Here is a 20,853-nt window from a genome sequence, read left to right as displayed (position 1 = left end):
GATCAGGCCGAACCGGGATCCGGTGGCGCAGCAGGGTCGGTGCCCGCGAGCCTGAAGCCCTCGAACAGCGGACCGCCATGGCGGGCCAGCACGTCGTCGGCGAAGGCGAGCAGCAGTGACACGTCGCCGGCAGCCGCCGTGACGAGTGCCTTCTCGTGCCTCTCCCGCCAAGAGGTGTTCTCGCGCTCGTCGAAGTCGGCGAGCTCGCGCGCCACCCACTTGCCGCGGCCCCACCAGTGACCCGATCCGTGCAGGAGCAGGTGAGCGGCCTCGTCGGCGAGCAGCACGGCGCAGACGAGCCGCTCGTGGGCGTCGTGCGCGTGGGTCACGTCGTCGAGCAGGTCGGTGACGGCATACCTCATCGTGGCGAGGTCGTCGCCGGTGAGCCGGGGAGGTCCCGCGGCGAGCAGCTGCTGCGCCGTCCGCTGCCACTGGGCACCGGACCCGTCGTTGTCGAGGAGGACGACCGAGCGTCCGAGGAGCCGCACCATGGTGGGCCGCCCGCCGGCGACGTCGCGCCGCACGTAGTGGCCGAGCGACGTCTCGGTGTGCACGAAGAGCTCGACCGGCCAGTCGCGGAAGCGCCGCGCATCGCGGTACGGCGCTGGTGGCCCGGGCAGGAGCACGGTCACGTCGAGGTCGGAGCCCGGGGTGGCGGAGCCGAGGACGACGCTACCGCCGAGCCACGCAGCCCCCGCCTCGGGGAACCAGCGGGCCACGAGGGCCCGCGCGTCGTCGACGGCCCCGTCCATGTCAGGCACGGCGCACCTCGAGGATGCGGAACGCCTTGGCGGACGAGAGGCGGGTGCACCTGAGCCCCCAGTCCTGCTCGGTGATCCACCGCTGGAGCGAGTCGGAGCCGAGGTGCTTCTGGACGACGAGGTGCGCGACGCCGTCGTCGGCCAGGCGTGGGAGCCACCGCTCGAGCAGGGCGTGGAGGGCGGGCTTGCCGACGTGGATCGGCGGGTTGGACCAGATCGTCGTGAAGCGCACGTCGTCGGGCACCTCGTCCGGCTCGCAGAAGGTCGTGTTGTCGACCCCCACCGCCGCGGCGTTGGTCCGCGCCAGGTCGAGCGACCGGCGGTTGACGTCGACACCCCAGACCTTGGCGCCGGGGGAGCGGAGCGCGAGGGTCAGCGAGATCGGGCCCCAGCCGCAGCCGATGTCGAGCAGGTCCCCGGTCGGGCTCGGGTCGGGAGCGCCCTGGAGCAGCACGGCCGTGCCCGGGTCGAGGCGGTCGGGGGAGTAGACGCCGCGGGCCGTCGTCAGCGTGTACCGGTGCCCGTCGAGGACGACCTCGATGGTGCGTCGCTCCTCCGGGGTGGCCGGCTCGGCGGTGAAGTAGTGGTCGGTCGGCTCGCTCATCACGGTCACCGTATCGGCCCCGGCCCGTCGACCGCGGCACCCTACCCGCCGTGCCCTGCACGCCGGTTCGGGCACAAACGAGTGGCTCGTGGCGTTCTACGGGTGGGACCATAGGGAGAACATGACGAGCAACCACACGAACCACCCCAGCGACACCGACCGCGCCGTGCAGCGCGAGCGCACCCTCTTCGCCACCCGCGCCGACGCGCTGGCCGAGGAGCTCCACGAGACCGACGAGACGGCATACCCGCTCTACGACGGCGACCAGCTCGACCGCGAGGAGCGCGCCGCGCTCCGCCGCGTCCAGGGCCTGTCGACCGAGCTCGAGGACATCACCGAGGTCGAGTACCGCCAGCTGCGCCTCGAGCGCGTCGTGCTGGCCGGTGTCTGGACCGAGGGCACCGCCGACGACGCCGAGAACTCCATCCGCGAGCTAGCGGCGCTCGCCGAGACCGCCGGCTCGACCGTGCTCGAGGGCGTCGTCCAGCGCCGCCAGAAGCCCGACCCGGCGACCTGGCTCGGCAAGGGCAAGGCGATCGAGCTGCGCGACATCGTCGTCGAGGAGGGCGCCGACACCGTCATCTGCGACGGTGAGCTGGCCCCCAGCCAGCGCCGAGCGCTCGAGGACGTCGTCAAGGTCAAGGTCATCGACCGCACCGCGCTCATCCTCGATATCTTCGCCCAGCACGCCAAGAGCCGTGAGGGCCGCGCTCAGGTCGAGCTGGCCCAGCTCCAGTACCTCCTGCCGCGCCTGCGTGGCTGGGGCGAGTCGATGTCCCGTCAGGCCGGTGGCCGGGTCGCCGGCGGTGAGGGCATCGGCTCGCGTGGACCCGGTGAGACGAAGATCGAGCTCGACCGTCGCCGCATCAACACGAAGATCGCCAAGCTGCGCCGCGACATCAAGGGAATGAAGACGAGCCGCGACACCCGTCGCCACTCGCGCCGGGCCGGCGGCGTCCCGTCGGTGGCCATCGCCGGCTACACCAATGCCGGCAAGAGCTCGCTGCTCAACCGCCTCACCGGCGCCGGCGTCCTCGTCGAGAACCAGCTCTTCGCGACCCTTGACCCGACCGTGCGTCGCACCGAGACCGAGGACGGCCGCGTCTACACGCTCGCCGACACCGTCGGCTTCGTGCGCAGCCTTCCGCACCAGCTCGTCGAGGCGTTCCGCTCGACGCTCGAGGAGGTGGGCGACTCCGACCTGCTCCTGCACGTCGTCGACGGATCGCACCCCGACCCCGAGGGCCAGATCTCGGCCGTGCGCGAGGTGCTCGCAGAGGTCGGTGGCGACCAGATCAAGGAGATCATCGTCGTCAACAAGGCCGACATCGCCGACCCGGAGGTGCTCGACCGGCTCCGCCGCCACGAGAAGCACTGCATCACCGTGTCAGCGCGCACCGGCGCCGGCCTCGACGAGCTGCGTGCCCTCATCGACGAGGAGCTGCCGAAGCCCGACATCGAGGTGGACGTGCTCGTGCCCTACGAGCGCGGTGATCTCATCTCGCGCCTCCACGAGGAGGGTGAGATCCTCCAGAGCGAGCACGTGGCCGAGGGGACCCGGCTGCGCGCCAAGGTCACGCCGAGCATGGAGCCCGACCTCGCGGCATACGCCGTCGTCGCCAGCTGACGGACACCGCCGAAGGGCCCCTCACCGGGCCCTTCGGCATGTCGGTGCCCGGCCGTCGGGGGTGTCGGGGAGGATGAGGAGCATGGCCCTCGAGATCCCGTGCCCCTACTGCGGCACCCAGATGTATGCCGAGCAGGCGCACAACCGCTGCCCGAAGTGCCTCTACATCGAGCCCTGCTGCGACGGCGCGCCGCTGGCCGCCTGTGAGACGCGCGCGCCCGAGCGACAGGCGCCGTGACCGCTCCCGCCGACGGCGGGGCCGTGTGGCTGACGACCGAACGGCTCGTCCTGCGGCGTCCGCGGGCCGACGACCTCGACGACTACGTGCGCCTCCACAGCGACCCGCGCACGTATGCCCACTCGCCCTCGAGCATGCCCAGCCTCGAGCGGTGCCGCGAGAGGCTCGAGGCCGACCTCGCCGACTGGGAGCGGGACGAGCTGGGGTATGCCGCCGTCGTCGACCGCGCGACCGGTGAGGTCGTCGGGTGGGCGGGCTTGCGGCACAAGGACTCCGACGCCTCGAGCCTCAACCTCTACTACCGACTCGCGCACGACCGCCTGGGTGCAGGTCTCGGGAGGGAGATCGCGCGCGCGGTCGTCGCGTGGGGCGTCGAGCACCGCCCGGACGCGCTCGTGACGGCGATGGTCGACGCCGTCAACGCGGCGTCGATGCGCACGGCGGTGTCGGCGGGACTCGTCCAGGTAGGCACCCGGCGGATGAAGGGCGAGCCGGAGAGCGAGCCGATGCCCTACTTCGAGGCGCCGAAGGTCGCGTCCGTGCCTCGAGAGGCGGTCGGCGCCGGGCTCCGGGAGGCCGTCGTGGACCTCTGGGTGCGCGTCAACGACGCCGGTGGCTCCGTCGGCTTCCTGCCCGGGGCGACCCGGCACGACGTGGCGGCCGCGCTCGACGGGCACCTCGACGACGTCCGTGCGCGGCGCTCGCTGCTCTGTGTGCTCAGGGAGCCCGGCGGTTCCTTGCTCGGCATCGGCTTCTGGGAGCACTCGAGAGGCTTCCCCTACGACCACGTCGCCGGGCTGAAGCGGCTCATGGTCGACCCGGCCGCCCAGGGGCGCAACCTCGGCCGCATCTTCCTCGGCGGCATGGTCGGCATCGCCCGACGCGAGCTGCCTTGGGTCGAGCTGCTGCGCCTCGACTACCGCGACGGTCTCGGTCTGGGGGAGTTCTACGTCCGCGCGGGCTGGACCGAGGTCGGTCGGGTGCCACGCGGCCTTCGCCTCAGCGCGAGCGACTACCGCGACGACGTCACGATGGCGCGGCGCGTCGACGGGACTCCGCTGTCGTGAGCGTCGGCGCCCCGCTCGTCGCTCTCACCGCTGCCGCTGCGCTCCACGCCGGGTTCCAGGTCACCGTCACGGCGCTCGTCTACCCGGCGCTGCTCGGCGACGACCATGACTGGGCCCGGCGCCACGCCGCGCACGGCCGCCGGATCGTGCCGCTCGTCGTCGTCACCTACGGAGCCGTGCTGCTGTCAGTGGTCTGGGTGCTGTCCAGCGGTCCGGCATCGCTCAGCGTGGGGGTCGCCGCAGGGGGGGTTCGGTGTCATCCTCGTGCTGACCGCCGTGGGCGCAGCGCCACGGCACGGACGGCTCGGACGCGGCTACGACGCCGGTGTCGCGGCCGGCCTGTCCCGCGTCGACCACTGGCGCTGCGCCATGGCCGTCGTCGTGCTCGCCGCTGCGGTCACGGCATCGGTCCAGGGCTGAGGGGCAGGGCTCCGCCGCTGGTTTCGGAGTCGGGGGGCGGAGGGTCCTTCAGGAGGGCCGCGACGCCACGGGCTGTCGCAGTCTCCCGCTCAGGAGCGCGTGGGGGGCAGCGGCCCGTGCCCGTGACACGGTCAGTAGATGGCGCTCGGGACCTTGAAGGCGACGCGGTTGTTGTCGAGGACGCGGTTGGAGATCTTCTGGGTACCGACGTGCCCGTTGCCCTCGCCGGGGTAGAGCCACAGCCACCCGGACGCGTCACGGGCGAGGAGGTCGGCGCGACCGTCGCCGGTGAGGTCACCGGCGCGCAGGACCGCGGTGTAGCCCTGCCATCCGCGTTCGACGAGGACTCCGGCCGCGACCCGGCCGTTGCCGAGCCCTGCGTGGAAATAGAGGTTCCCGGCGGTCGTCATCGAGTAGAGGTCCGCTCGTCCGTCCCGGTTCATGTCGCCTGCGACCGTGACGATGCGGCGGTTGCCGAAACCCGTGCCGACGACCTTGCCGGGGGCGAGACCGAGGGGACCGCGACCGGCGTAGAAGAGGAGCGCGCCGTCCGACCGGCGCCGTGCCATGACGTCGCCGTAGCGGTCGCCGTCGAAGTCCGCGCCCGCCAGGACGCGGTCCATGCCGTTCCAGCCGCTGCCGATACGGAAGCGGCCGAGGTTGGCGGAGTACTCGATCGGGTCGGTGCGGTAGGCCCAGAGGTAGCCCTGGGCGTCACGGACGACGAAGTCCTCCTGCCCGTCGCCGGACATGTCTCCCACCGCCAACGCCGTGACCCAGCTGCCCCACGAGGCCTTGGCCGACTGTGCGCCGCCCCAGTCGATGCCGCCGTTGAACCCGTCGCGCGTCAGCAGGTAGCCCTGTTCCCGCACGGCGATGTCGCGGTACCGGTCACCGGAGAGCGACACGGGCTGGTAGGTGCCCGGCATGACGGCCGTCTGGGCCGTGGTGAGCGTGCGCGTCACATATCCGGGCGAGCGGACGGTCACCCGAACAGACAGGCGCTTGCCGACATCGAGTCGGGTGAGGGTGTAGGCGTCCCGGGTCGCGCCGTAGATGGGGACACCGTTGCGCAGCCACTGCTGCGTGGTGGTGAACCGGCCGAACAGGTCGTCCGAGAAGGCGTCGGGGTAGGCCTGGGTGGGGCGAACCTCGACGGCGAGCGCGTTGTCGACCTTCAGAGGGGTCGCGGGGATGGTCGCGGTCAGGGACCACGTGCCGACGGTGGGTGTCGGGTCCGACGTGTAGGTCGCGGAGATCCCGGTGGCGGCCTGGCCGACCGACATGCGCAGCGACAGGTGGTGTCCGGCGTCGCCGTCCGTGAGGCGGTGAGACCATGGACGGGTCGTCTCGCCACCGCCGCCGGCGATGGCCACGCCGTCGCGCAGCCACGTGTACGTCGTGCGGATCTCCCCGGCCCTGGCCGCCACGGACGTCGCGAGGCGCTGGTCGTCGTACAGCAGGAAAGCGGGTCCGCCGGGAGAGTAGGTGCGGTCGGCGCTGTAGCCGACGTAGGCCGTACCGGACCCGAGGGTGACCCGCTTCGGCAGGCTGCGAACCGTCTGGGTGTCTCCGGCTGGCGTGGTTGCCGTCGCCTCGCAGGTGAAGGAGGTGCCGAGATCGGAGATCGACACGGTCAGGTACCTCGACGTGACGATCTCGGTCCCGTTGTCGTCGAGCCACCGCCGCGCGATCGTGGTGCCGGGCACCCATCCGGGCCCGCTCCAGGCCTCGCAGGACAGCTGTGAGTGCGCCTGCACCCAGAGCAACTCGGAGGACCCGAAGACCTCTGCGGTGGGATGGAGCAGGTCAGGCACCTCGTCGGCGCTAGCCGTGGGAGAGCCCGCGAGCGCCGCAGGCAACAGTGCCAGTGCCGCGCCGAGGGCCACGAGCCGTCGGCGACGGGTCGAGGACCGGGCGCCGCGCGCCGCTGCAGTCATATGAGCTCCCCTGTGATCGATCCGGTCCGGCACCGGCCACGCTGAGGCTAGTGGCCGCACACGGCATTCGGGGCGAATCCACGCTCACACTTACAGCCCGGCGGTTCGTGGTGCGACGACCGTCAGGACAGGCCGGTGACGGAGCCGTTCTCGTCGATGTCGATGCGTTCGGCGTTGGGGGAGGTCGGCAGGCCCGGCATGGTCCGCATGTCTCCGCAGATCGCGTAGACGTAGCCGGCCCCGACCGCCGCCCGGACCTCGCGCACCGGCATCCGCCACCCGCGCGGGGCTCCGCGCAGCGAGGGGTCGGACGAGATCGACAGGTGCGTCTTGGCGATGACCACGGGCAGCCCGCCGTAGCCGAGCCGTTCGTAGTCCTTGAGCGCCCTGGCCGCCGCCGGGCTGACGTCGATCCCGTCGGCGCCGTAGATCTGTGTGGCGATGGCCTCGATCTTCTGCTCGAGCGGCAGGTCGAGGGGATAGAGGAACTCGAAGCTCGTCGGCTCGTGCGCGGCCTCGATGACGACCTGGGCGAGCTCCAGCGCTCCCGCCCCGCCCTCGGCGACGTGACGGGTCACCGCTGAGCGGACCCCGAGGCTGTTGCAGAAGCGGCGGATGACGGCGTGCTCGGAGTCGTGGTCGTCGGGGAAGGCGTTGATCGCGATGACGGGCTGCACGCCGAAGCGACGCACGATCTCGACGTGCTTGCGAAGGTTGGCCAACCCGGCCTCGACGTCCTTGGGACTCTCCTTGAGCAGGCCCGCGGGCAGGGGCTTTCCGGCCTTGACGGCATACCTCCCCGAATGGGTCTTGAGCGCGCGGACCGTCGCCACGATCACGGCGACGTCGGGCCTGAGCCCGCTGACCCGGCACTTGACGTCGAAGAAGCGCTCGGCTCCCATGTCGGCCCCGAAGCCGGCCTCGGTGATGGCGTAGTCGCTGCCGCGCATGGCGATGAGGTCGGCCGTGACGGACGACGTGCCCGTCGCGATGTTGCCGAACGGCCCGCAGTGGATGATGGCCGGCCCGCCCTCGAGCGTCTGGAGCAGGTTGGGTTTGAGGGCGTCCGCGAGGATCGCCGTCATCGCCCCGGCGGCGTGCAGGTCCTCGGCGCTGACGCCCTTCCCCTCGGTCGTGTAGCCGACGACGACCCGGCCGAGGCGCTCGCGCAGGTCGCGCAGCGAGGTCGCGAGGGTGAGCAGCACCATGACCTCGCTCGCGGCCGTGATGTCGAACCCCGTCTCGCGGGCCACGCCGTCCTGACGTGCACCGAGCCCGATGACGACGTTGCGCAGGGCCCGGTCGTTGACGTCGAGCACCCGGCGCCACGTGATGTTGCGGACGTCGAGGCCGAGCGCGTTGCCGTGGTGCAGGTGGTTGTCGATCATCGCGGCGAGCAGGTTGTGGGCCGACGTGACGGCGTGGAAGTCACCCGTCAGGTGCAGGTTGAGCCGCTCCATCGGGACGACCTGGCTGTAGCCGCCGCCGGCCGCACCGCCCTTGATCCCGAACGTCGGACCCATCGAGGGCTGGCGCAGCGCGACGACGGCACGCTTGTCGAGCCGCTGCAGCGCCTGGGCGAGCCCGACGGAGGTCGTCGTCTTGCCCTCGCCGAGCGGCGTCGGCGTGATCGCGGTGACGACGACGTACTTCGCGTCGGGCTGGTGGGGTGGCGCGTCGAGGACGGCGAGGTCGATCTTCGCGACGTCACGCCCCCACGGCTCGAGGTGGTCGGACGTGACGCCGAGGTCGGCGGCGACGTCGGCGAGCGGACGCAGGGTCGCCGCGTTCGCGATGTCGAGGTCGGTGGGCAGGGGTGCGCTCATACCTCGATACAACCCCCGGACCTGCCTCGGCACAACGAGATCGGCGCAGTCGGTGGCGTGACGTCCGTCCCAGGCCGGCACGTCCGGACGGACGGTCGGAGACGGACGGCTGCGGCTCAGCGCGTCGGGGACCAGCTGGGGTCTCGTCCGAGGTAGCGCAGCAGCCGGTCGACGGCATCACCCTGGACGCCGGGCAGTGCTGCGGCATAGGCGAATCCGCGCAGGGGCTCGACGATCTCGACAGCCACGGCGTACAGCTGCGCGGCGAGCCCGGCGTCCATGGGGGACGGCTGGCCGGTCGCGACCGCGATGTCCCAGGCGTGCACCGCTGCGTCCAGCGCGGCCGCGCCCACGGCGACCGGAGCGACCAGCCGTGCCTGCGGGAGCGGCACGGCGACCGCGGGGTCGTCCGCGCCGACGCGCGAGAAGGCAAGGCGGGATGCCCTGAGCGGCGGGTCGAGCAGCTCGAGCGCGCTCGTCTCCAGGGTGCCCGTGGGGGAGAAGGGGTCGTATGCCGGGAAGTCGCCCTCGCCGAGCATCGCCGCGTAGGCCTGCTGGTCGCCGGCCGCGTGCTGGAGCACCTGCGCCACGGTCCAGTCGGAGCACGGCGTGGGGCCGTCCCACTCGTCCGTGCGCACCGCGGTCACGGTGTCGCGCAGGGCGGTGTGCGCCGCGTCGAGGATCGTCCAAGCGGTCTGCGTCGTGTCCATCGGGGTGCCTCTCTATCGGAATGGTTCGTTCCGTATAGACATTAACGGAATGATGCGTTCCGTTCAAGTGGTACGGTCGGTCCATGCCGAGCCGCACGCCAGGGGAGCCCGCCGCCGACGACGCACGGGACCGACCGCGGCGCGGTCGCCAGGCGGAGGCGGCGCGCAACGACGCTGCCATCGTCGAGGCGGCGCGGGAGGTGCTGCTGCGCGACCCGGAGGCCTCGATGGCCGCGGTCGCGCAGGCGGCCGGAGTCGGTGTCGGTGGTCTCTATCGTCGCTATGCCGGCCGGGACGAGCTGCTGCGGCGGGTGTGCGGCGACGGGCTACGCCGTTTCGCCGAGCTGGCCGAGCGGGCGCTCGCCGACGACCGTGACGCGTGGTCAGCCTTCGAGGACTTCCTCGCCGACGTGGTCGAGGCCGACGTCCACGCCCTGACCGTCCGGCTGGCCGGCACGTTCCGGTCGACGGTCGAGCTGCGCGACCTCGCCGTCCGCGGCGGCGACCTCGTCGACGCCCTCGTGCGGCGGGCGCAGTCCACCGGTCGGCTGCGCCGCGACGTCGAGGCGGCAGACGTCCCCATGCTGCTCGAGCAGCTGACCGCCGTACGCGTCGACGACCCCGCGCGGACCGTCGCCCTCCGGCGCCGCTACCTCCGCCTGCAGCTCGACGCGTTGTGCACGCCGGAGCCCTCGACGCTCGACGCCACCGCGCCGACGGGCACCGAGCTCGGCGAACGCTGGGCACGGAGTCACTGAGCCTCCGAGCCTCCGAGCCTCCGAGCCTCCGCGCCACAGCCACTGCGCGCGACCCGACCGCGGGTCACGCGACGCGGGGGACGGGTGGCACGGCGAGTCGGCCCTGCGGCATACGCTGAGCCAATGCCTCAGCGACCCGCGCTCGACGACCTCCTCCACGCCGCGGTGTCGGGGGTCGGCGGTGTCGAGCGCCCCGGTCAGGTCGAGATGGCCAAGGCCGTCGCCCACGCCATCGACGGCGGCGAGCACCTGCTCGTGCAGGCCGGGACCGGCACCGGCAAGTCGCTCGCCTATCTCGTGCCCGCCGTCGCGCACGCCTTCGAGGCGGGCAAACCGGCGGTCGTCGCGACCGCGACCCTGGCGCTGCAGGCACAGATCGTCGACCGCGACATGCCGCGGGTCGCCGATGCGCTCGCGCCCGTGCTCGGGCGACGACCGACCTACGCCCTCGTCAAGGGGCGGCGCAACTACGTGTGCCTCAACAAGCTCGAGGGGGGCTTCCCCGACGACGAGGACGGACTGCTGTCGGTCGGGCAGGTCGACGCCGCCGTCGGCCGTCTCGGCCAGGAGGTCGTCCGGCTGCGCGAGTGGGCGAGCACGACCGACTCCGGTGACCGCGACGAGCTCGTGCCCGGCGTCTCGGAGCGCGCGTGGCGGCAGGTCTCGGTGTCGGCGCACGAGTGCATGGGCGGCAAGTGCCCGCTCGTCGCCGAGTGCTTCGTCGAGCGCGCCCGCGAGGCCGCCAAGGACGTCGACGTCATCGTCACCAACCACTCCTTCATGGCCATCGACTCCTTCGAGGGCCGACAGATGCTGCCCGAGCACGACGTGCTCGTCGTCGACGAGGCCCACGAGCTCGTCGACCGCGTCACCGCGACGATCACCGACGAGCTGACCGGCACCATGGTCATGACGGCTGCGAAGAAGGCCGGCCGCATGTCCGAGAACACCGCCGCCATGGACGAGGCGGGGGAGATGCTCGCCCAGGCGCTCGAGCCGATCGAGGAGGGGCGGATGCTCGGCATCCCCGACTCCGTCGGCCTCGCGCTCGCCCGGGTGCGTGACACGGCCCGCACCGTCCAGAGCGACCTCAAGCCACCGCCCGGGCAGGAGGCCGACGGCGCCCGCCAGGTGGCCCGCGCCGCCGTCGACGAGATCCACGAGAACGCCGAGCGGATCCTCGAGGAGCGCGAGCTCGACGTCGTCTGGCTCAATCGCGACCAGCGCCGCGGGCCGGTCCTGCGCGTCGCGCCGATGAGCGTCGCCATGCTCGTGCGCGACAACATCTTCGAGGAGCGCACCGTCGTCCTCACGTCCGCGACGCTCGAGCTCGGCGGCACGTTCGACGCGGTGGCCGGCACGATCGGGCTGCGCGGCGAGGGCGCTCCCACGTGGCAGGGCCTCGACGTCGGCAGCCCCTTCGACTACCCCAAGCAGGCCATCGCCTACGTCGCCGCCCACCTGCCGCCGCCCGGCCGTGACGGCGCCGGCGACGACACGCTGGACGAGATCGAGGAGCTCGTGCGTGCCGCCGGAGGCCGCACCCTCGGTCTCTTCTCGTCGATGCGGGCGGCCCAGACGGCCGCCGAGGTCATGCGCGCGCGGTTCGGCGACGACATCCCGGTCCTCTGCCAGGGGGAGGACCAGATCACGACCCTCGTGCGCCAGTTCGCGCGCGACCCTCGCACCTGTCTCTTCGGCACGCTCACCCTGTGGCAGGGCGTCGACGTGCCGGGCTCGTCGTGCCAGCTCGTCATCATCGACCGCATCCCGTTCCCACGACCCGACGACCCGCTCGCCTCCGCCCGGTCGCAGGCGATCGCGCGGATGGGCGGCAACGGCTTCATGGCCGTCTCGGCCACCCACGCCGCGCTGCGCCTGGCCCAGGGCGCCGGACGTCTCGTGCGCCGTGCCGACGACCGCGGCGTCGTGGCTTTCCTCGACTCCCGGATGATGACGGCGAGGTATGCCGGCTTCCTCCAGCGCTCGCTGCCGCCCTTCTACCCGACGACCGACAGGAAGATGGTGCTCTCCGCGCTGGCCCGGCTCGACGCCATGGCGCCGCCGCCCGTCCCCGTCGAGGAGCCGGCCCTGCGGTCGCTCACCGGGGCCCGGTCCGACGCCGACGGCACGGAGCACCCGAGGCCGGTCGCGGTGGCCCCGCCTGCTCCGGTCTCCTCGCGCAGCGCGGTGACGTCCGGGCACGCGTGGACCGACGAGCAGGACGAGGAGCTGCGCGACGCAGCAGAGACCGGCATGCAGCTCGACGAGCTCGTCGACCACTTCGAGCTGCCCGAGGAGACGATCGCCGCTCGCGTCGAGCAGCTCGGGCTGACCATCGCGTCGGGCGCCCTCTTCGACTGACACGCCTCAGCGGGCTTCCCGGGATCCCGGGCGTCCCGCGGTGTCGGCGTCGCATGGCAGAGTTGCCGCCATGACCGACCCGGCCATCCTTCCCTTCGTGCTCGTGACCGGCCCCGAGGGCGTCCTCGTCGAGCGGGCCGTCGCCGGCGTCCTCGCCGGCGCCAAGGAGGCCGACGTCGAGGTCATCCGCATCGAGGCCGCGACCTACGAGTCCGGCGCCCTCCAGATGCACGCCAGTCCCTCGCTCTTCGGCGGCGCCAAGACGATCGTCGTGCGCGACCTCCACGAGTCACCCGACGAGCTCCAGCTCGACCTGCTCGCGCTCCTCGCGGCGCCCGACCCCGACGTCGGCCTCGTCGTCGCGCACGGCGGAGGGATGAAGGGCAAGAAGGTCCTCGACACGATGAAGAAGGCCGGGGCCCGCGTCATCGAGTGCCCTGCCATCAAGACCGACCGCGACAAGACCGACTTCGTCACGAAGGAGTTCTCGGCGGCCCGGCGCAAGATCACGAGCGAGGGCGTGCGGGCCCTCATCGAGGCCGTGGGCAAGGACGTCCGCGAGCTCGCCGCCGCCTGCTCGCAGCTCGTCTCCGACACCGAGGGCACGATCGACGACGCCGTCGTCGACACCTACCACGGGGGCAAGGTCGAGGCCACGGGCTTCCGGGTTGCCGACGCGACGATCGCCGGGCACTCCGGGGAGGCGCTGCGCCTGCTCCGACACGCCATCGCCACCGGGGTCGACCCGGTCCCGATCGTCGCCGTCATCGCCTCGCAGCTGCGCCAGCTCATCAAGGTCGGCGCGGCTGGCCGGGGCAGCTCGGCCCAGCTCGCCAAGAGCCTCGGCATGGCTCCGTGGCAGATCGACAAGGCCCGCCGCGCCGTCGGCCACTGGACCGCCGACGGGCTCGCCGTCGCCGTGCAGGCGGTGGCGGCCGCGGACTTCGAGGTCAAGGGCGGCGGCCGCGACCCCGTGTACGCCGTCGAGCGGGCGATCCTGACCATCTCCCGGGCGCGAGCGGCCCGCTGAGGTCGAGCTCACCGGACGACCGCGCGGACCGCGCCGGACGGCATACCTCCGGTTTGGTCGAGCGCCCCGCCCGCTGGTAACTTTGACCCTTGCGTGCGCGCTCAGGTCGTGCGCGCATGCATGCACCATCCAGAGCCGCTCACGCAGGGTGTCCCCACGCCCGGTCCCGAGCAGCTTTGCCGCCCTCTAACGGCAACCATCCGACCGAACGAAAGAAACCATCAACGTGGCAAACATCAAGTCGCAGCTCAAGCGCATCAAGACGAACGCGACGCGCACCGAGCGCAACAAGGCCGTCAAGAGCGAGCTTCGCACGTGGGTCCGCAAGGTCCGCGAGGCCACGGCCTCCGGCGACAAGGACGCTGCTGCCGAGGCCCTCAAGACCGCCTCGAAGAAGCTCGACAAGGCTGTCAGCAAGGGTGTCATCCACCAGAACCAGGCTGCCAACAAGAAGTCGGCGCTGGCGAAGAAGGTCGCGTCGCTCTGACGCACCACCCTCTCGTCTGAACGGGCCCGTCACCTCGTGGTGACGGGCCCGATCTGCGTCTCAGCCGTGGTGGGCGCGCGCGGCGGCCACGACCTCCTCGTAGCGGTCGCGGGGGAGCACAGCACCCTCGCGCCGCACCCCGTCGGGGTCGACCCGGACGAGCCGGTTGACCCGGACCTCGCTCGGGCGCCCTCGGCCGTCCCACGCGCCGGTGCCGATGTCGACCCACTCGCGGCCCGAGCGACGCTCCTGCTGCTCGTCGCGGTCGTGGTCCTTGCTCGTCAGGGGCAGTGCGACGAGCCAGTCGCCCTCGCGTCCGATGACGAGCACCGGCCGGTCCTTGCCCTGGCTGTGGTCCTCCTCGTAGGGCACCCAGGTCCAGACGATCTCGCCGGGATCGGGGCGGCCGTCGGGTCGCGGCGCATACGTCGTGTCCGGCAGGGTCGTCGCGTCACCGGGGTAGGGCCTCGCGGTGGCGGACGGTGTCGAGGTGGCAGCCGGACGCTGCGGCGCGCTGGGCGCGGACGAACGGGGGCGCGTCGTTGAGGGCGAGGCTCGCACGAGGCCGCGCAGGCGACCGACCAGGCGTTCGAAGGTGCTGGGCATGGGAATCACCGTAGCCGCGGCACCGTTACCGTTGGGGTCCGAGACCGGGTCGACGGCGATCCGCACCACTCATGCCCGCCGCCACCATCGTGGATGCCGATGAACGACCGAACCCGGAGAGCCCTGTGAGTCCCGCAGCACGCCGCACGACCCTCGCCATCCTCGCCATCGCCGTCGGTGGGTTCGCCATCGGCACGACGGAGTTCGTGACGATGGGCCTGCTGCCGCAGATCGCCGACGGGACGGGGGTCGGCATCGCCACCGCCGGTCACTACGTCTCGGCCTACGCCCTCGGCGTCGTGGTCGGTGCGCCGCTCATCGCCATCGCGTTCGCCAAGGCGCCGCGCAAGGGTCTGCTCATGGGGCTCATGGCCTTCTTCGCCGTCGCGCACCTCGCCGTCCTCGCGGCGAACACGTACCCGACCGTCATGGCTGCCCGTTTCCTCGCGGGTATGCCGCACGGTGCCTTCTTCGGCATCGGCTCGGTCGTCGCCGCGTCCCTCGTGTCGCACCGGCGCCGCACGGCGGCCGTCGCCGCCATCCTCGGTGGCCTCGGCGTCGCCAACGTCGTCGGCGTTCCGCTCGCGACCCTGCTCGGACAGCGCTTCTCGTGGCACCTGCCCTACGTCCTCGTCGGCGTCATCGCCGTCCTGACCGTCGCGGCCATCGCGGTCTTCCTGCCGCACCAGCCGCCGAGCGGCGAGGAGTCGATGCGGGCCGAGATGCAGGCGCTGCGCCGGCCCCAGGTCTGGCTCGCCCTCCTCATCGGCGTCGTCGGCTTCGGCGGCATGTTCGCGATGTACTCCTTCATCACCCCGACCATGACCGAGCTCGCCGGGCTCGACGAGCGCTACATCCCGTGGGTGCTCGCGGCCTACGGGGTCGGGATGGTCGTCGGCATGGTGCTCAGCGGCCGGGTCGCCAACCGGGTCGGCGTGCTCAAGGGGATCATCGGGGCGCTCGCAGCCATCGCCGTGCTCCTCGCCCTCTTCGGGTGGGCCGCCCAGATCCTCTGGCTCGCGGTCGTCATGGTCTTCGTCCTGGGCCTGCTGCCCTCGATCGTCGTGCCGCTGCTCCAGACGCGCCTCATGGACGTCGCGCACGAGGGGCAGTCGCTCGCGGCAGCGCTCAACCACTCGACGCTCAACACCGCGAACGCCCTCGGGGCCTGGCTCGGCTCGATCGTGCTCGCGGCGGGCTGGGGCTACGGCGCGCCGAGCCTCGTCGGTGCCGGTCTCGCCGTGCTCGGTGTCGGCGTGGCGGTGCTGTCAGCGGTGCTCGAGCGCCGCGCGCGAGCTGCTGCCACCGGCTCCGGGCGTCAGGTCGAGCACGCTGCCGCCGTGTCGGCCACGACGAACGCCTGACGCCGGGACGGGGCGCTCACTCGACTGGGACGGGGCGCTCACTCGACTGGGACGGGGCGCCCAGCTCGACTGCGGCGGGGGCGCTCGCCCGACGGGTCAGGGGCGCCAGCGGTCGTCGTCACGGACCGGCTCCGGCTGGCCGGTCGGGTCGCGACGAGGTTCCGGGGCGGCGTCCGCGCCCTCACTCACGACGGCGGGCACGGCATACGGCACGGCGCTCGACGGGGCACCTGACGCGCTGTTGGCCACGGCGTCGACGGGGACGCGATCGGCCACCTGCCGGGTGGACAGCACCTCGGGCAGCGGCGTCGGCGAGAAGCCGACCATGGCGGGCAGGGCGTAGGCGCCCGGCGCCGCGGGAGTGCCCCACAGCCACGGCTCCCTCGGGCGCCAGAGCAGCCGCCCCGGACGGCGTCGGTCGCGCAGGGCGTGCATGCGCCACAGCAGCACCGGGTGGCTCGCCGCGGCGTTGGTCACCCACACGAAGAAGCCGGGCTCGGTGACGGCGCGGTCGGCCATCGCGTCGACGTCGACCGACCGGCCGAGGTACTTGCCTCCGGCGAGGGTCGCCATCGCCGACCGGGCACCCTGCGGTGCGAGAGCGTGGCCGTAGTTGTCCGCGGTGTACTCCTGGGCCCGGCTCAGCGTCGACCCGACGATCGGGATCCACTGGGAGGCGAACGTGCCGAGGATGCGCCAGTAGCTGACGTGACCCGCGGCGATGTGCCCGACCTCGTGGGCGATGACGAACCGGAGCGCGTCGGGCTCGCGTGCTGCTCCACCGACCTCGAGGAGGTCGCTGTTGACGAACACGAACCGTCGGAAGCCGTGGCCGGACGCCGCCGCGTTGATGACACCGTTGCCGAGCACGACGTACGCGTCGGGCACGTAGGAGAGGCCAGAGCGCCCCGCGGCGTCGACGAGCATCGCGTACGCCTCGGGGAACTGCTCGGGGGTCAGCTTGATGCCGGTGAGCCGCTGCTGCGCCCACAGCTGCCCGCGCGCGAACCAGACGAGCAGCGGGGCGAACACGAGCGCCAGCGCGTAGACGTCCGGCGTGCGCTGCTCGTCGATGGCGGCCGACACCTCCGCGAAGGCGGCCAGGAGCAGGAGCAGCGAGGCGATGATCGCGACGACGAGCGTCAGGATCTCCCGCGGGTGCCGCACGTGACGGCGCAGCGGCACGTGCGACCCGGGGGCCACGGGCAGGACCTGCATGGGTTGGGCGCGCATGGCCGCCATTGTGCGTCACGACTCGGGTCGGTGGTGGGCGCGGGCCACGAGGGCGTGAGCGGCGGATCCCCAAAGCATGGGAGACTGTGGGGGCTGCGGGGGCACTCCGAGCGGCTCGAGCGACTCGAGCGCCGCCCGCCCACCGACCAGCACCATCCCCGTCACCCTGACTCTGCGAGGTTCGTCCCACGTGTCGCCCATGGCCCGATCCGCGTTGGCACCCAACGCAACGCCGCCGGACCTGATCCGCAACTTCTGCATCATCGCGCACATCGACCACGGCAAGTCCACGCTGGCCGACCGCATGCTGCAGCTGACCGGCGTCGTCGACGCGCGCGCGATGCGCGCGCAGTACCTCGACCGGATGGACATCGAGCGCGAGCGCGGCATCACGATCAAGAGCCAGGCCGTGCGCATGCCGTGGGAGCTCGACGGCACGACGTACGCCCTCAACATGATCGACACCCCGGGGCACGTCGACTTCACCTATGAGGTGTCCCGGTCGCTGGCCGCCTGCGAGGGTGCGGTGCTCCTCGTGGACGCCGCCCAGGGCATCGAGGCGCAGACCCTCGCGAACCTCTACCTCGCGATGGAGAACGACCTCTCGATCATCCCGGTCCTCAACAAGATCGACCTGCCGGCGGCCCAGCCCGAGAAGTACGCCGAGGAGCTGGCCAAGCTCATCGGCTGCGAGCCCGAGGACTGCCTCCGGGTCTCGGGCAAGACCGGCGCGGGCGTCGAGCCGCTGCTCGACAAGATCGTCCGCACGCTGCCCGCCCCCGTCGGCGACCCCGACGCCCCGGCGCGCGCCATGATCTTCGACTCGGTCTACGACACCTACCGCGGTGTCGTGACCTACGTCCGCGTCGTCGACGGCAACCTCAGCCCGCGCGAGAAGATCGTCATGATGTCGACCCGGGCGACCCACGAGCTGCTCGAGATCGGCGTCATCAGCCCCGAGCCGGTCCCCGGCAAGGGTCTCGGCGTCGGCGAGGTCGGCTACCTCATCACCGGCGTCAAGGACGTGCGCCAGTCGCGCGTCGGTGACACCGTGACCAACGCCAGCAAGCCGGCGACGAAAGACCTCGGCGGCTACCGCGACCCGAAGCCGATGGTCTTCTCCGGTCTCTATCCCATCGACGGGTCCGACTACCCCGACCTGCGCGACGCCCTCGACAAGCTCAAGCTCAACGACGCCGCGCTCGTCTACGAGCCCGAGACGTCCGCGGCTCTCGGGTTCGGCTTCCGCGTCGGCTTCCTCGGGCTGCTGCACCTCGAGATCGTCCGGGAGCGGCTCGAGCGCGAGTTCGACCTCGACCTCATCTCGACCCAGCCCAACGTCGTCTACGACGTCACGATGGACGACGGCAAGGCCGTGCACGTGACCAACCCGAGCGAGTACCCCGACGGCAAGATCCGCGAGGTGAGCGAGCCGGTCGTGCGCGCCACGATCCTCGCGCCGTCGGAGTTCGTCGGCGCGATCATGGAGCTGTGCCAGCAGAAGCGAGGCAACCTGCGCGGCATGGACTACCTCTCCGAGGACCGCGTCGAGATGCGCTACACGCTGCCGCTCGCCGAGATCGTCTTCGACTTCTTCGACCAGCTGAAGTCGCGCACCCGCGGTTACGCCTCGCTCGACTACGAGCCCGACGGCGAGCAGGTCGCCGACCTCGTCAAGGTCGAGATCCTGCTCCAGGGCGAGACCGTCGACGCCTTCTCGGCCATCGTCCACAAGGACAAGGCCTACGCCTACGGCGTCATGATGGCGAGCAAGCTCAAGGACCTCATCCCGCGTCAGCAGTTCGAGGTCCCGATCCAGGCCGCCATCGGCTCGCGGATCATCGCCCGAGAGAACATCCGCGCCATCCGCAAGGACGTGCTTGCCAAGTGCTACGGCGGCGACATCAGCCGCAAGCGCAAGCTCCTCGAGAAGCAGAAGGAGGGCAAGAAGCGGATGAAGATGGTCGGACGGGTCGAGGTGCCGCAGGAGGCCTTCGTCGCTGCTCTGTCGAGCGACGGCGACAAGGGCGACAAGAAGAAGTAGTCACAGCCGCAGCCTCTGTGGTGTCGTCGGGGCTGACGCTCCCAACGCCAGGGGCCGTGGCGGCTCAGGCCTCGAGGAGCTTGCGGCGGAGGCGCTCCGTGTCGGCCGCCGTCCAGCCCTGGGAGTCGAGCCAGCCCAGCGGGCCGCCGTAGCGCTCGTCGAGCGCGGCGAGCAGCAGGCGCATCGTGTCGGTGGTCGGCGACTGCTGCGCCACCGTCTTGTCCTTGAGGTTCGCGGCGTACGCCTCCTTGGCGCGCAGCCGGTCCATGATCGCGGCGACGCGCTCGGCCGACGCCGCGTAGTCGGCCACGACGAGGTCGTCGGGCACGCCCACGACCTTGAGCGCGAGTCCCACGACCGTGCCGGTGCGGTCCTTGCCGGCGGCACAGTGCACGACCGTGGCGCCCTCGCTCGCAGCGATGGCGTGCAGAGCCGCCACGACCGAGTCGGGACGGCTCGCGAGGTAGCTGAGGTAGTGCTCCGACCAGAACTGGTCGTGGCTCGGGCGGTGGCCACCGTTCCTCTCGGCAGCCGCAGCGGCGGCAGCGTCGCGGCGCTCGTCGGTCTCCCAGGGAAGAGCGCGCTCCGCGGCCGGGATGCCCGACTCGGTCGTGTCCTCGCGGTAGAGCGTGTGGTGGTGGTGTCGCATGCCGTCCAGCGCGCGGAGCGGGCCGTCGCCCTCCTTGGCGACCTCGACGTCGGTGCGCAGATCCACGACGTCACTGACGCCGTAGCGGTTGACGAGGACGTCGACGGAGCCGGGGGTGAGGTCCTGGAGGTTGTCGGAGCGCAGCAGCCGGCGCGGTCGGACGGTGTCGCCACCGGCTGTCACCATGCCTCCCAGGTCACGCATGTTGACGACACCGTCGAGCTCGATCCAGTTGGGGCTGTACACCCCAGCACCATATGCGACGGTCGAAAACGATCTGCACCGATGTGCCCACCGCCAGATATCTTGACGTCGAGAGAAATGCGGGACCAGGAGAGTGTCATGACGTCAACGACGACCCAACCACTGACCCGGCGGGACATCCCGGTGGACCGCGACCTGCGCATCCTCGCGCTGGGGTCGTTCGCCAACCGGTTCGGCGCCGGCGCCGTCCTCACGACGAGCGCCCTCTACTTCACCCGCCAGGTCGGCTTCAGTGCCACCGAGGTGGCGCTCGCGATGTCGGTGTCGGCGGTGGTCGGCATCGTCGTCCAGGTGCCGGCTGGGCACCTCGGCGACACGCGCGGCCCGCGCCGGGTGCTCACGGCGTTCATGGTCGGCGCGGCCGTCTTCAGCGAGCCGCCGGTCCTGGCCACGACCCCGTGGATGCTGGCGCTCGTCTTCGTCCTCAACGCCGTCCTCACGGGGTTCGCCGCCTGGAACTCGACGCGGCTGCCCGACATCGCCCTGCACGCGCGGGCCGTCGGCGAGCCGCGGCTCGCGGTCATCCGCGACTGGCCCTACGTCGTCATCACCGTCGTCACCGGGCTCTTCTCCCTCCACGTCTTCGTCATGGAGCCGCCGCACGAGCGGCAGGGGCAGTACCAAGGCTTCGCCGGCCTCGGGTTCAGCGTCCTCGCGGTCGGTGCGCCACCGGTCGTCACCTACGTCTGCGTCGACCTCGGCGAGACCGGCTGGCTGGTCCTCGCGGTCTTCATGGTCGTCATCGCATTCGTGTCGGTGCCCGCGGCCCGCTGGGCGCTGGCCTCCCGGGGCCGCTACGGCGTCACGACGCACTCGGGCTGAGCGCGGCCTGTGAGCTCTCCGGCAACCATCCCGTCCTGA

19 protein-coding genes are annotated in these 20,853 nt (G+C 71.8%); 11 read left to right on the top strand and 8 right to left on the bottom strand.

What is annotated here, in order from left to right:
- Nucleotides 1-2 precede the first annotated feature (2 nt).
- Both AB4Z14_RS07800 and AB4Z14_RS07795 read right to left on the bottom strand, forming a co-directional pair.
- Entirely contained in the window at nt 3-752 is a 750-nt protein-coding gene (locus tag AB4Z14_RS07800) for a nucleotidyltransferase domain-containing protein (RefSeq protein ID WP_442274878.1), read from the bottom strand.
- Between the two features lies 1 nt (nt 753).
- Nucleotides 754-1,365: a class I SAM-dependent methyltransferase gene (locus AB4Z14_RS07795; RefSeq protein WP_442274712.1), complete on the bottom strand. Its 612-nt coding sequence runs from the start codon at nt 1,363-1,365 to the stop codon at nt 754-756.
- Nucleotides 1,366-1,486: 121 nt separating this feature from the next.
- Here AB4Z14_RS07795 and hflX point away from each other — a divergent pair, with 121 nt between their 5' ends.
- The 4 genes from hflX to AB4Z14_RS07775 all read left to right on the top strand — a co-directional run bounded on the left by hflX (nt 1,487) and on the right by AB4Z14_RS07775 (nt 4,717).
- Nucleotides 1,487-2,992 carry a GTPase HflX gene (hflX, locus tag AB4Z14_RS07790; protein ID WP_442274711.1) on the top strand — a complete coding sequence of 502 codons (1,506 nt, stop codon included), beginning with the start codon at nt 1,487-1,489 and terminating at the stop codon, nt 2,990-2,992.
- Nucleotides 2,993-3,074: 82 nt separating this feature from the next.
- The gene (locus AB4Z14_RS07785) at nt 3,075-3,230 is read left to right on the top strand and encodes a hypothetical protein (RefSeq protein WP_020142601.1); all 156 of its coding nucleotides are present in this window, start codon (nt 3,075-3,077) and stop codon (nt 3,228-3,230) included.
- Nucleotides 3,227-4,297, top strand: coding sequence for a GNAT family N-acetyltransferase (locus AB4Z14_RS07780; protein WP_442274710.1), 1,071 nt, complete (start codon nt 3,227-3,229; stop codon nt 4,295-4,297). Before AB4Z14_RS07785 ends, AB4Z14_RS07780 begins: the two co-directional genes overlap by 4 nt.
- Before the next feature lie 264 nt (nt 4,298-4,561).
- On the top strand, nt 4,562-4,717 hold the full coding sequence (locus AB4Z14_RS07775; RefSeq protein ID WP_442274709.1) for a hypothetical protein: 156 nt from the start codon (nt 4,562-4,564) through the stop codon (nt 4,715-4,717).
- A 131-nt stretch (nt 4,718-4,848) separates the two neighbouring features.
- Here the strand turns inward: AB4Z14_RS07775 and AB4Z14_RS07770 are convergent, their stop codons facing one another.
- From AB4Z14_RS07770 to AB4Z14_RS07760, 3 genes are all read right to left on the bottom strand, one after another.
- Complete coding sequence (locus AB4Z14_RS07770) at nt 4,849-6,657, bottom strand: FG-GAP repeat domain-containing protein (RefSeq protein ID WP_442274708.1); 1,809 nt, start codon at nt 6,655-6,657, stop codon at nt 4,849-4,851.
- Between the two features lie 122 nt (nt 6,658-6,779).
- The gene (locus AB4Z14_RS07765) at nt 6,780-8,483 is read right to left on the bottom strand and encodes a formate--tetrahydrofolate ligase (RefSeq protein WP_442274707.1); all 1,704 of its coding nucleotides are present in this window, start codon (nt 8,481-8,483) and stop codon (nt 6,780-6,782) included.
- A gap of 116 nt (nt 8,484-8,599) precedes the next feature.
- Nucleotides 8,600-9,193 (bottom strand): TIGR03086 family metal-binding protein, encoded by a 594-nt coding sequence (locus tag AB4Z14_RS07760; RefSeq protein ID WP_442274706.1) that lies wholly within the window; start codon nt 9,191-9,193, stop codon nt 8,600-8,602.
- Between the two features lie 83 nt (nt 9,194-9,276).
- On the opposite strand from AB4Z14_RS07760, the gene AB4Z14_RS07755 reads away from it, so the two are divergent.
- From AB4Z14_RS07755 to rpsT, 4 genes are all read left to right on the top strand, one after another.
- Nucleotides 9,277-9,951, top strand: coding sequence for a TetR family transcriptional regulator (locus AB4Z14_RS07755; RefSeq protein WP_442274705.1), 675 nt, complete (start codon nt 9,277-9,279; stop codon nt 9,949-9,951).
- A 123-nt stretch (nt 9,952-10,074) separates the two neighbouring features.
- Entirely contained in the window at nt 10,075-12,315 is a 2,241-nt protein-coding gene (locus AB4Z14_RS07750) for an ATP-dependent DNA helicase (protein ID WP_442274704.1), read from the top strand.
- A 70-nt stretch (nt 12,316-12,385) separates the two neighbouring features.
- Nucleotides 12,386-13,345 (top strand): DNA polymerase III subunit delta, encoded by a 960-nt coding sequence (holA, locus tag AB4Z14_RS07745; protein WP_442274703.1) that lies wholly within the window; start codon nt 12,386-12,388, stop codon nt 13,343-13,345.
- A gap of 226 nt (nt 13,346-13,571) precedes the next feature.
- The gene (gene rpsT, locus AB4Z14_RS07740) at nt 13,572-13,832 is read left to right on the top strand and encodes a 30S ribosomal protein S20 (protein ID WP_020142594.1); all 261 of its coding nucleotides are present in this window, start codon (nt 13,572-13,574) and stop codon (nt 13,830-13,832) included.
- A 60-nt stretch (nt 13,833-13,892) separates the two neighbouring features.
- Here the strand turns inward: rpsT and AB4Z14_RS07735 are convergent, their stop codons facing one another.
- Entirely contained in the window at nt 13,893-14,438 is a 546-nt protein-coding gene (locus AB4Z14_RS07735) for a type II toxin-antitoxin system PemK/MazF family toxin (RefSeq protein ID WP_442274702.1), read from the bottom strand.
- 125 nt (nt 14,439-14,563) lie between these two features.
- Here AB4Z14_RS07735 and AB4Z14_RS07730 point away from each other — a divergent pair, with 125 nt between their 5' ends.
- Nucleotides 14,564-15,802, top strand: coding sequence for an MFS transporter (locus AB4Z14_RS07730; protein WP_442274701.1), 1,239 nt, complete (start codon nt 14,564-14,566; stop codon nt 15,800-15,802).
- 96 nt (nt 15,803-15,898) lie between these two features.
- Here the strand turns inward: AB4Z14_RS07730 and AB4Z14_RS07725 are convergent, their stop codons facing one another.
- The gene (locus tag AB4Z14_RS07725) at nt 15,899-17,035 is read right to left on the bottom strand and encodes a M48 family metallopeptidase (protein WP_442274700.1); all 1,137 of its coding nucleotides are present in this window, start codon (nt 17,033-17,035) and stop codon (nt 15,899-15,901) included.
- Nucleotides 17,036-17,234: 199 nt separating this feature from the next.
- Here AB4Z14_RS07725 and lepA point away from each other — a divergent pair, with 199 nt between their 5' ends.
- Nucleotides 17,235-19,079 carry a translation elongation factor 4 gene (gene lepA, locus AB4Z14_RS07720; protein WP_442274699.1) on the top strand — a complete coding sequence of 615 codons (1,845 nt, stop codon included), beginning with the start codon at nt 17,235-17,237 and terminating at the stop codon, nt 19,077-19,079.
- A 64-nt stretch (nt 19,080-19,143) separates the two neighbouring features.
- Here the strand turns inward: lepA and AB4Z14_RS07715 are convergent, their stop codons facing one another.
- Nucleotides 19,144-19,974 (bottom strand): tyrosine-protein phosphatase, encoded by an 831-nt coding sequence (locus tag AB4Z14_RS07715; RefSeq protein WP_442274698.1) that lies wholly within the window; start codon nt 19,972-19,974, stop codon nt 19,144-19,146.
- Nucleotides 19,975-20,070: 96 nt separating this feature from the next.
- Between AB4Z14_RS07715 and AB4Z14_RS07710 the strand changes: the two genes are divergently transcribed.
- Nucleotides 20,071-20,814, top strand: a complete 744-nt coding sequence (locus AB4Z14_RS07710) for an MFS transporter (RefSeq protein WP_442274697.1) — start codon at nt 20,071-20,073, stop codon at nt 20,812-20,814.
- Nucleotides 20,815-20,853: the final 39 nt, after the last annotated feature.

The organism is Terrabacter sp. 2TAF16, assembly GCF_052115065.1.
Lineage (GTDB): Bacteria > Actinomycetota > Actinomycetes > Actinomycetales > Dermatophilaceae > Terrabacter.
This window is presented reverse-complemented; position numbering and strand designations above follow the sequence as displayed.

Excerpts from the sequence above, each read along its gene's own strand:
- AB4Z14_RS07785 (WP_020142601.1), top strand. The coding sequence starts at position 3,075 with ATGGCCCTCGAGATCCCGTGCCCCTACTGCGGCACCCAGATGTATGCC.
- AB4Z14_RS07755 (WP_442274705.1), top strand. The coding sequence starts at position 9,277 with ATGCCGAGCCGCACGCCAGGGGAGCCCGCCGCCGACGACGCACGGGAC.
- AB4Z14_RS07800 (WP_442274878.1), bottom strand. The coding sequence starts at position 752 with ATGGACGGGGCCGTCGACGACGCGCGGGCCCTCGTGGCCCGCTGGTTC.
- hflX (WP_442274711.1), top strand. The coding sequence starts at position 1,487 with ATGACGAGCAACCACACGAACCACCCCAGCGACACCGACCGCGCCGTG.
- lepA (WP_442274699.1), top strand. The coding sequence starts at position 17,235 with ATGGCCCGATCCGCGTTGGCACCCAACGCAACGCCGCCGGACCTGATC.
- AB4Z14_RS07770 (WP_442274708.1), bottom strand. The coding sequence starts at position 6,657 with ATGACTGCAGCGGCGCGCGGCGCCCGGTCCTCGACCCGTCGCCGACGG.
- AB4Z14_RS07795 (WP_442274712.1), bottom strand. The coding sequence starts at position 1,365 with ATGAGCGAGCCGACCGACCACTACTTCACCGCCGAGCCGGCCACCCCG.
- AB4Z14_RS07710 (WP_442274697.1), top strand. The coding sequence starts at position 20,071 with ATGACGTCAACGACGACCCAACCACTGACCCGGCGGGACATCCCGGTG.
- AB4Z14_RS07735 (WP_442274702.1), bottom strand. The coding sequence starts at position 14,438 with ATGCCCAGCACCTTCGAACGCCTGGTCGGTCGCCTGCGCGGCCTCGTG.
- AB4Z14_RS07760 (WP_442274706.1), bottom strand. The coding sequence starts at position 9,193 with ATGGACACGACGCAGACCGCTTGGACGATCCTCGACGCGGCGCACACC.
- AB4Z14_RS07765 (WP_442274707.1), bottom strand. The coding sequence starts at position 8,483 with ATGAGCGCACCCCTGCCCACCGACCTCGACATCGCGAACGCGGCGACC.
- AB4Z14_RS07750 (WP_442274704.1), top strand. The coding sequence starts at position 10,075 with ATGCCTCAGCGACCCGCGCTCGACGACCTCCTCCACGCCGCGGTGTCG.
- holA (WP_442274703.1), top strand. The coding sequence starts at position 12,386 with ATGACCGACCCGGCCATCCTTCCCTTCGTGCTCGTGACCGGCCCCGAG.
- AB4Z14_RS07725 (WP_442274700.1), bottom strand. The coding sequence starts at position 17,035 with ATGCGCGCCCAACCCATGCAGGTCCTGCCCGTGGCCCCCGGGTCGCAC.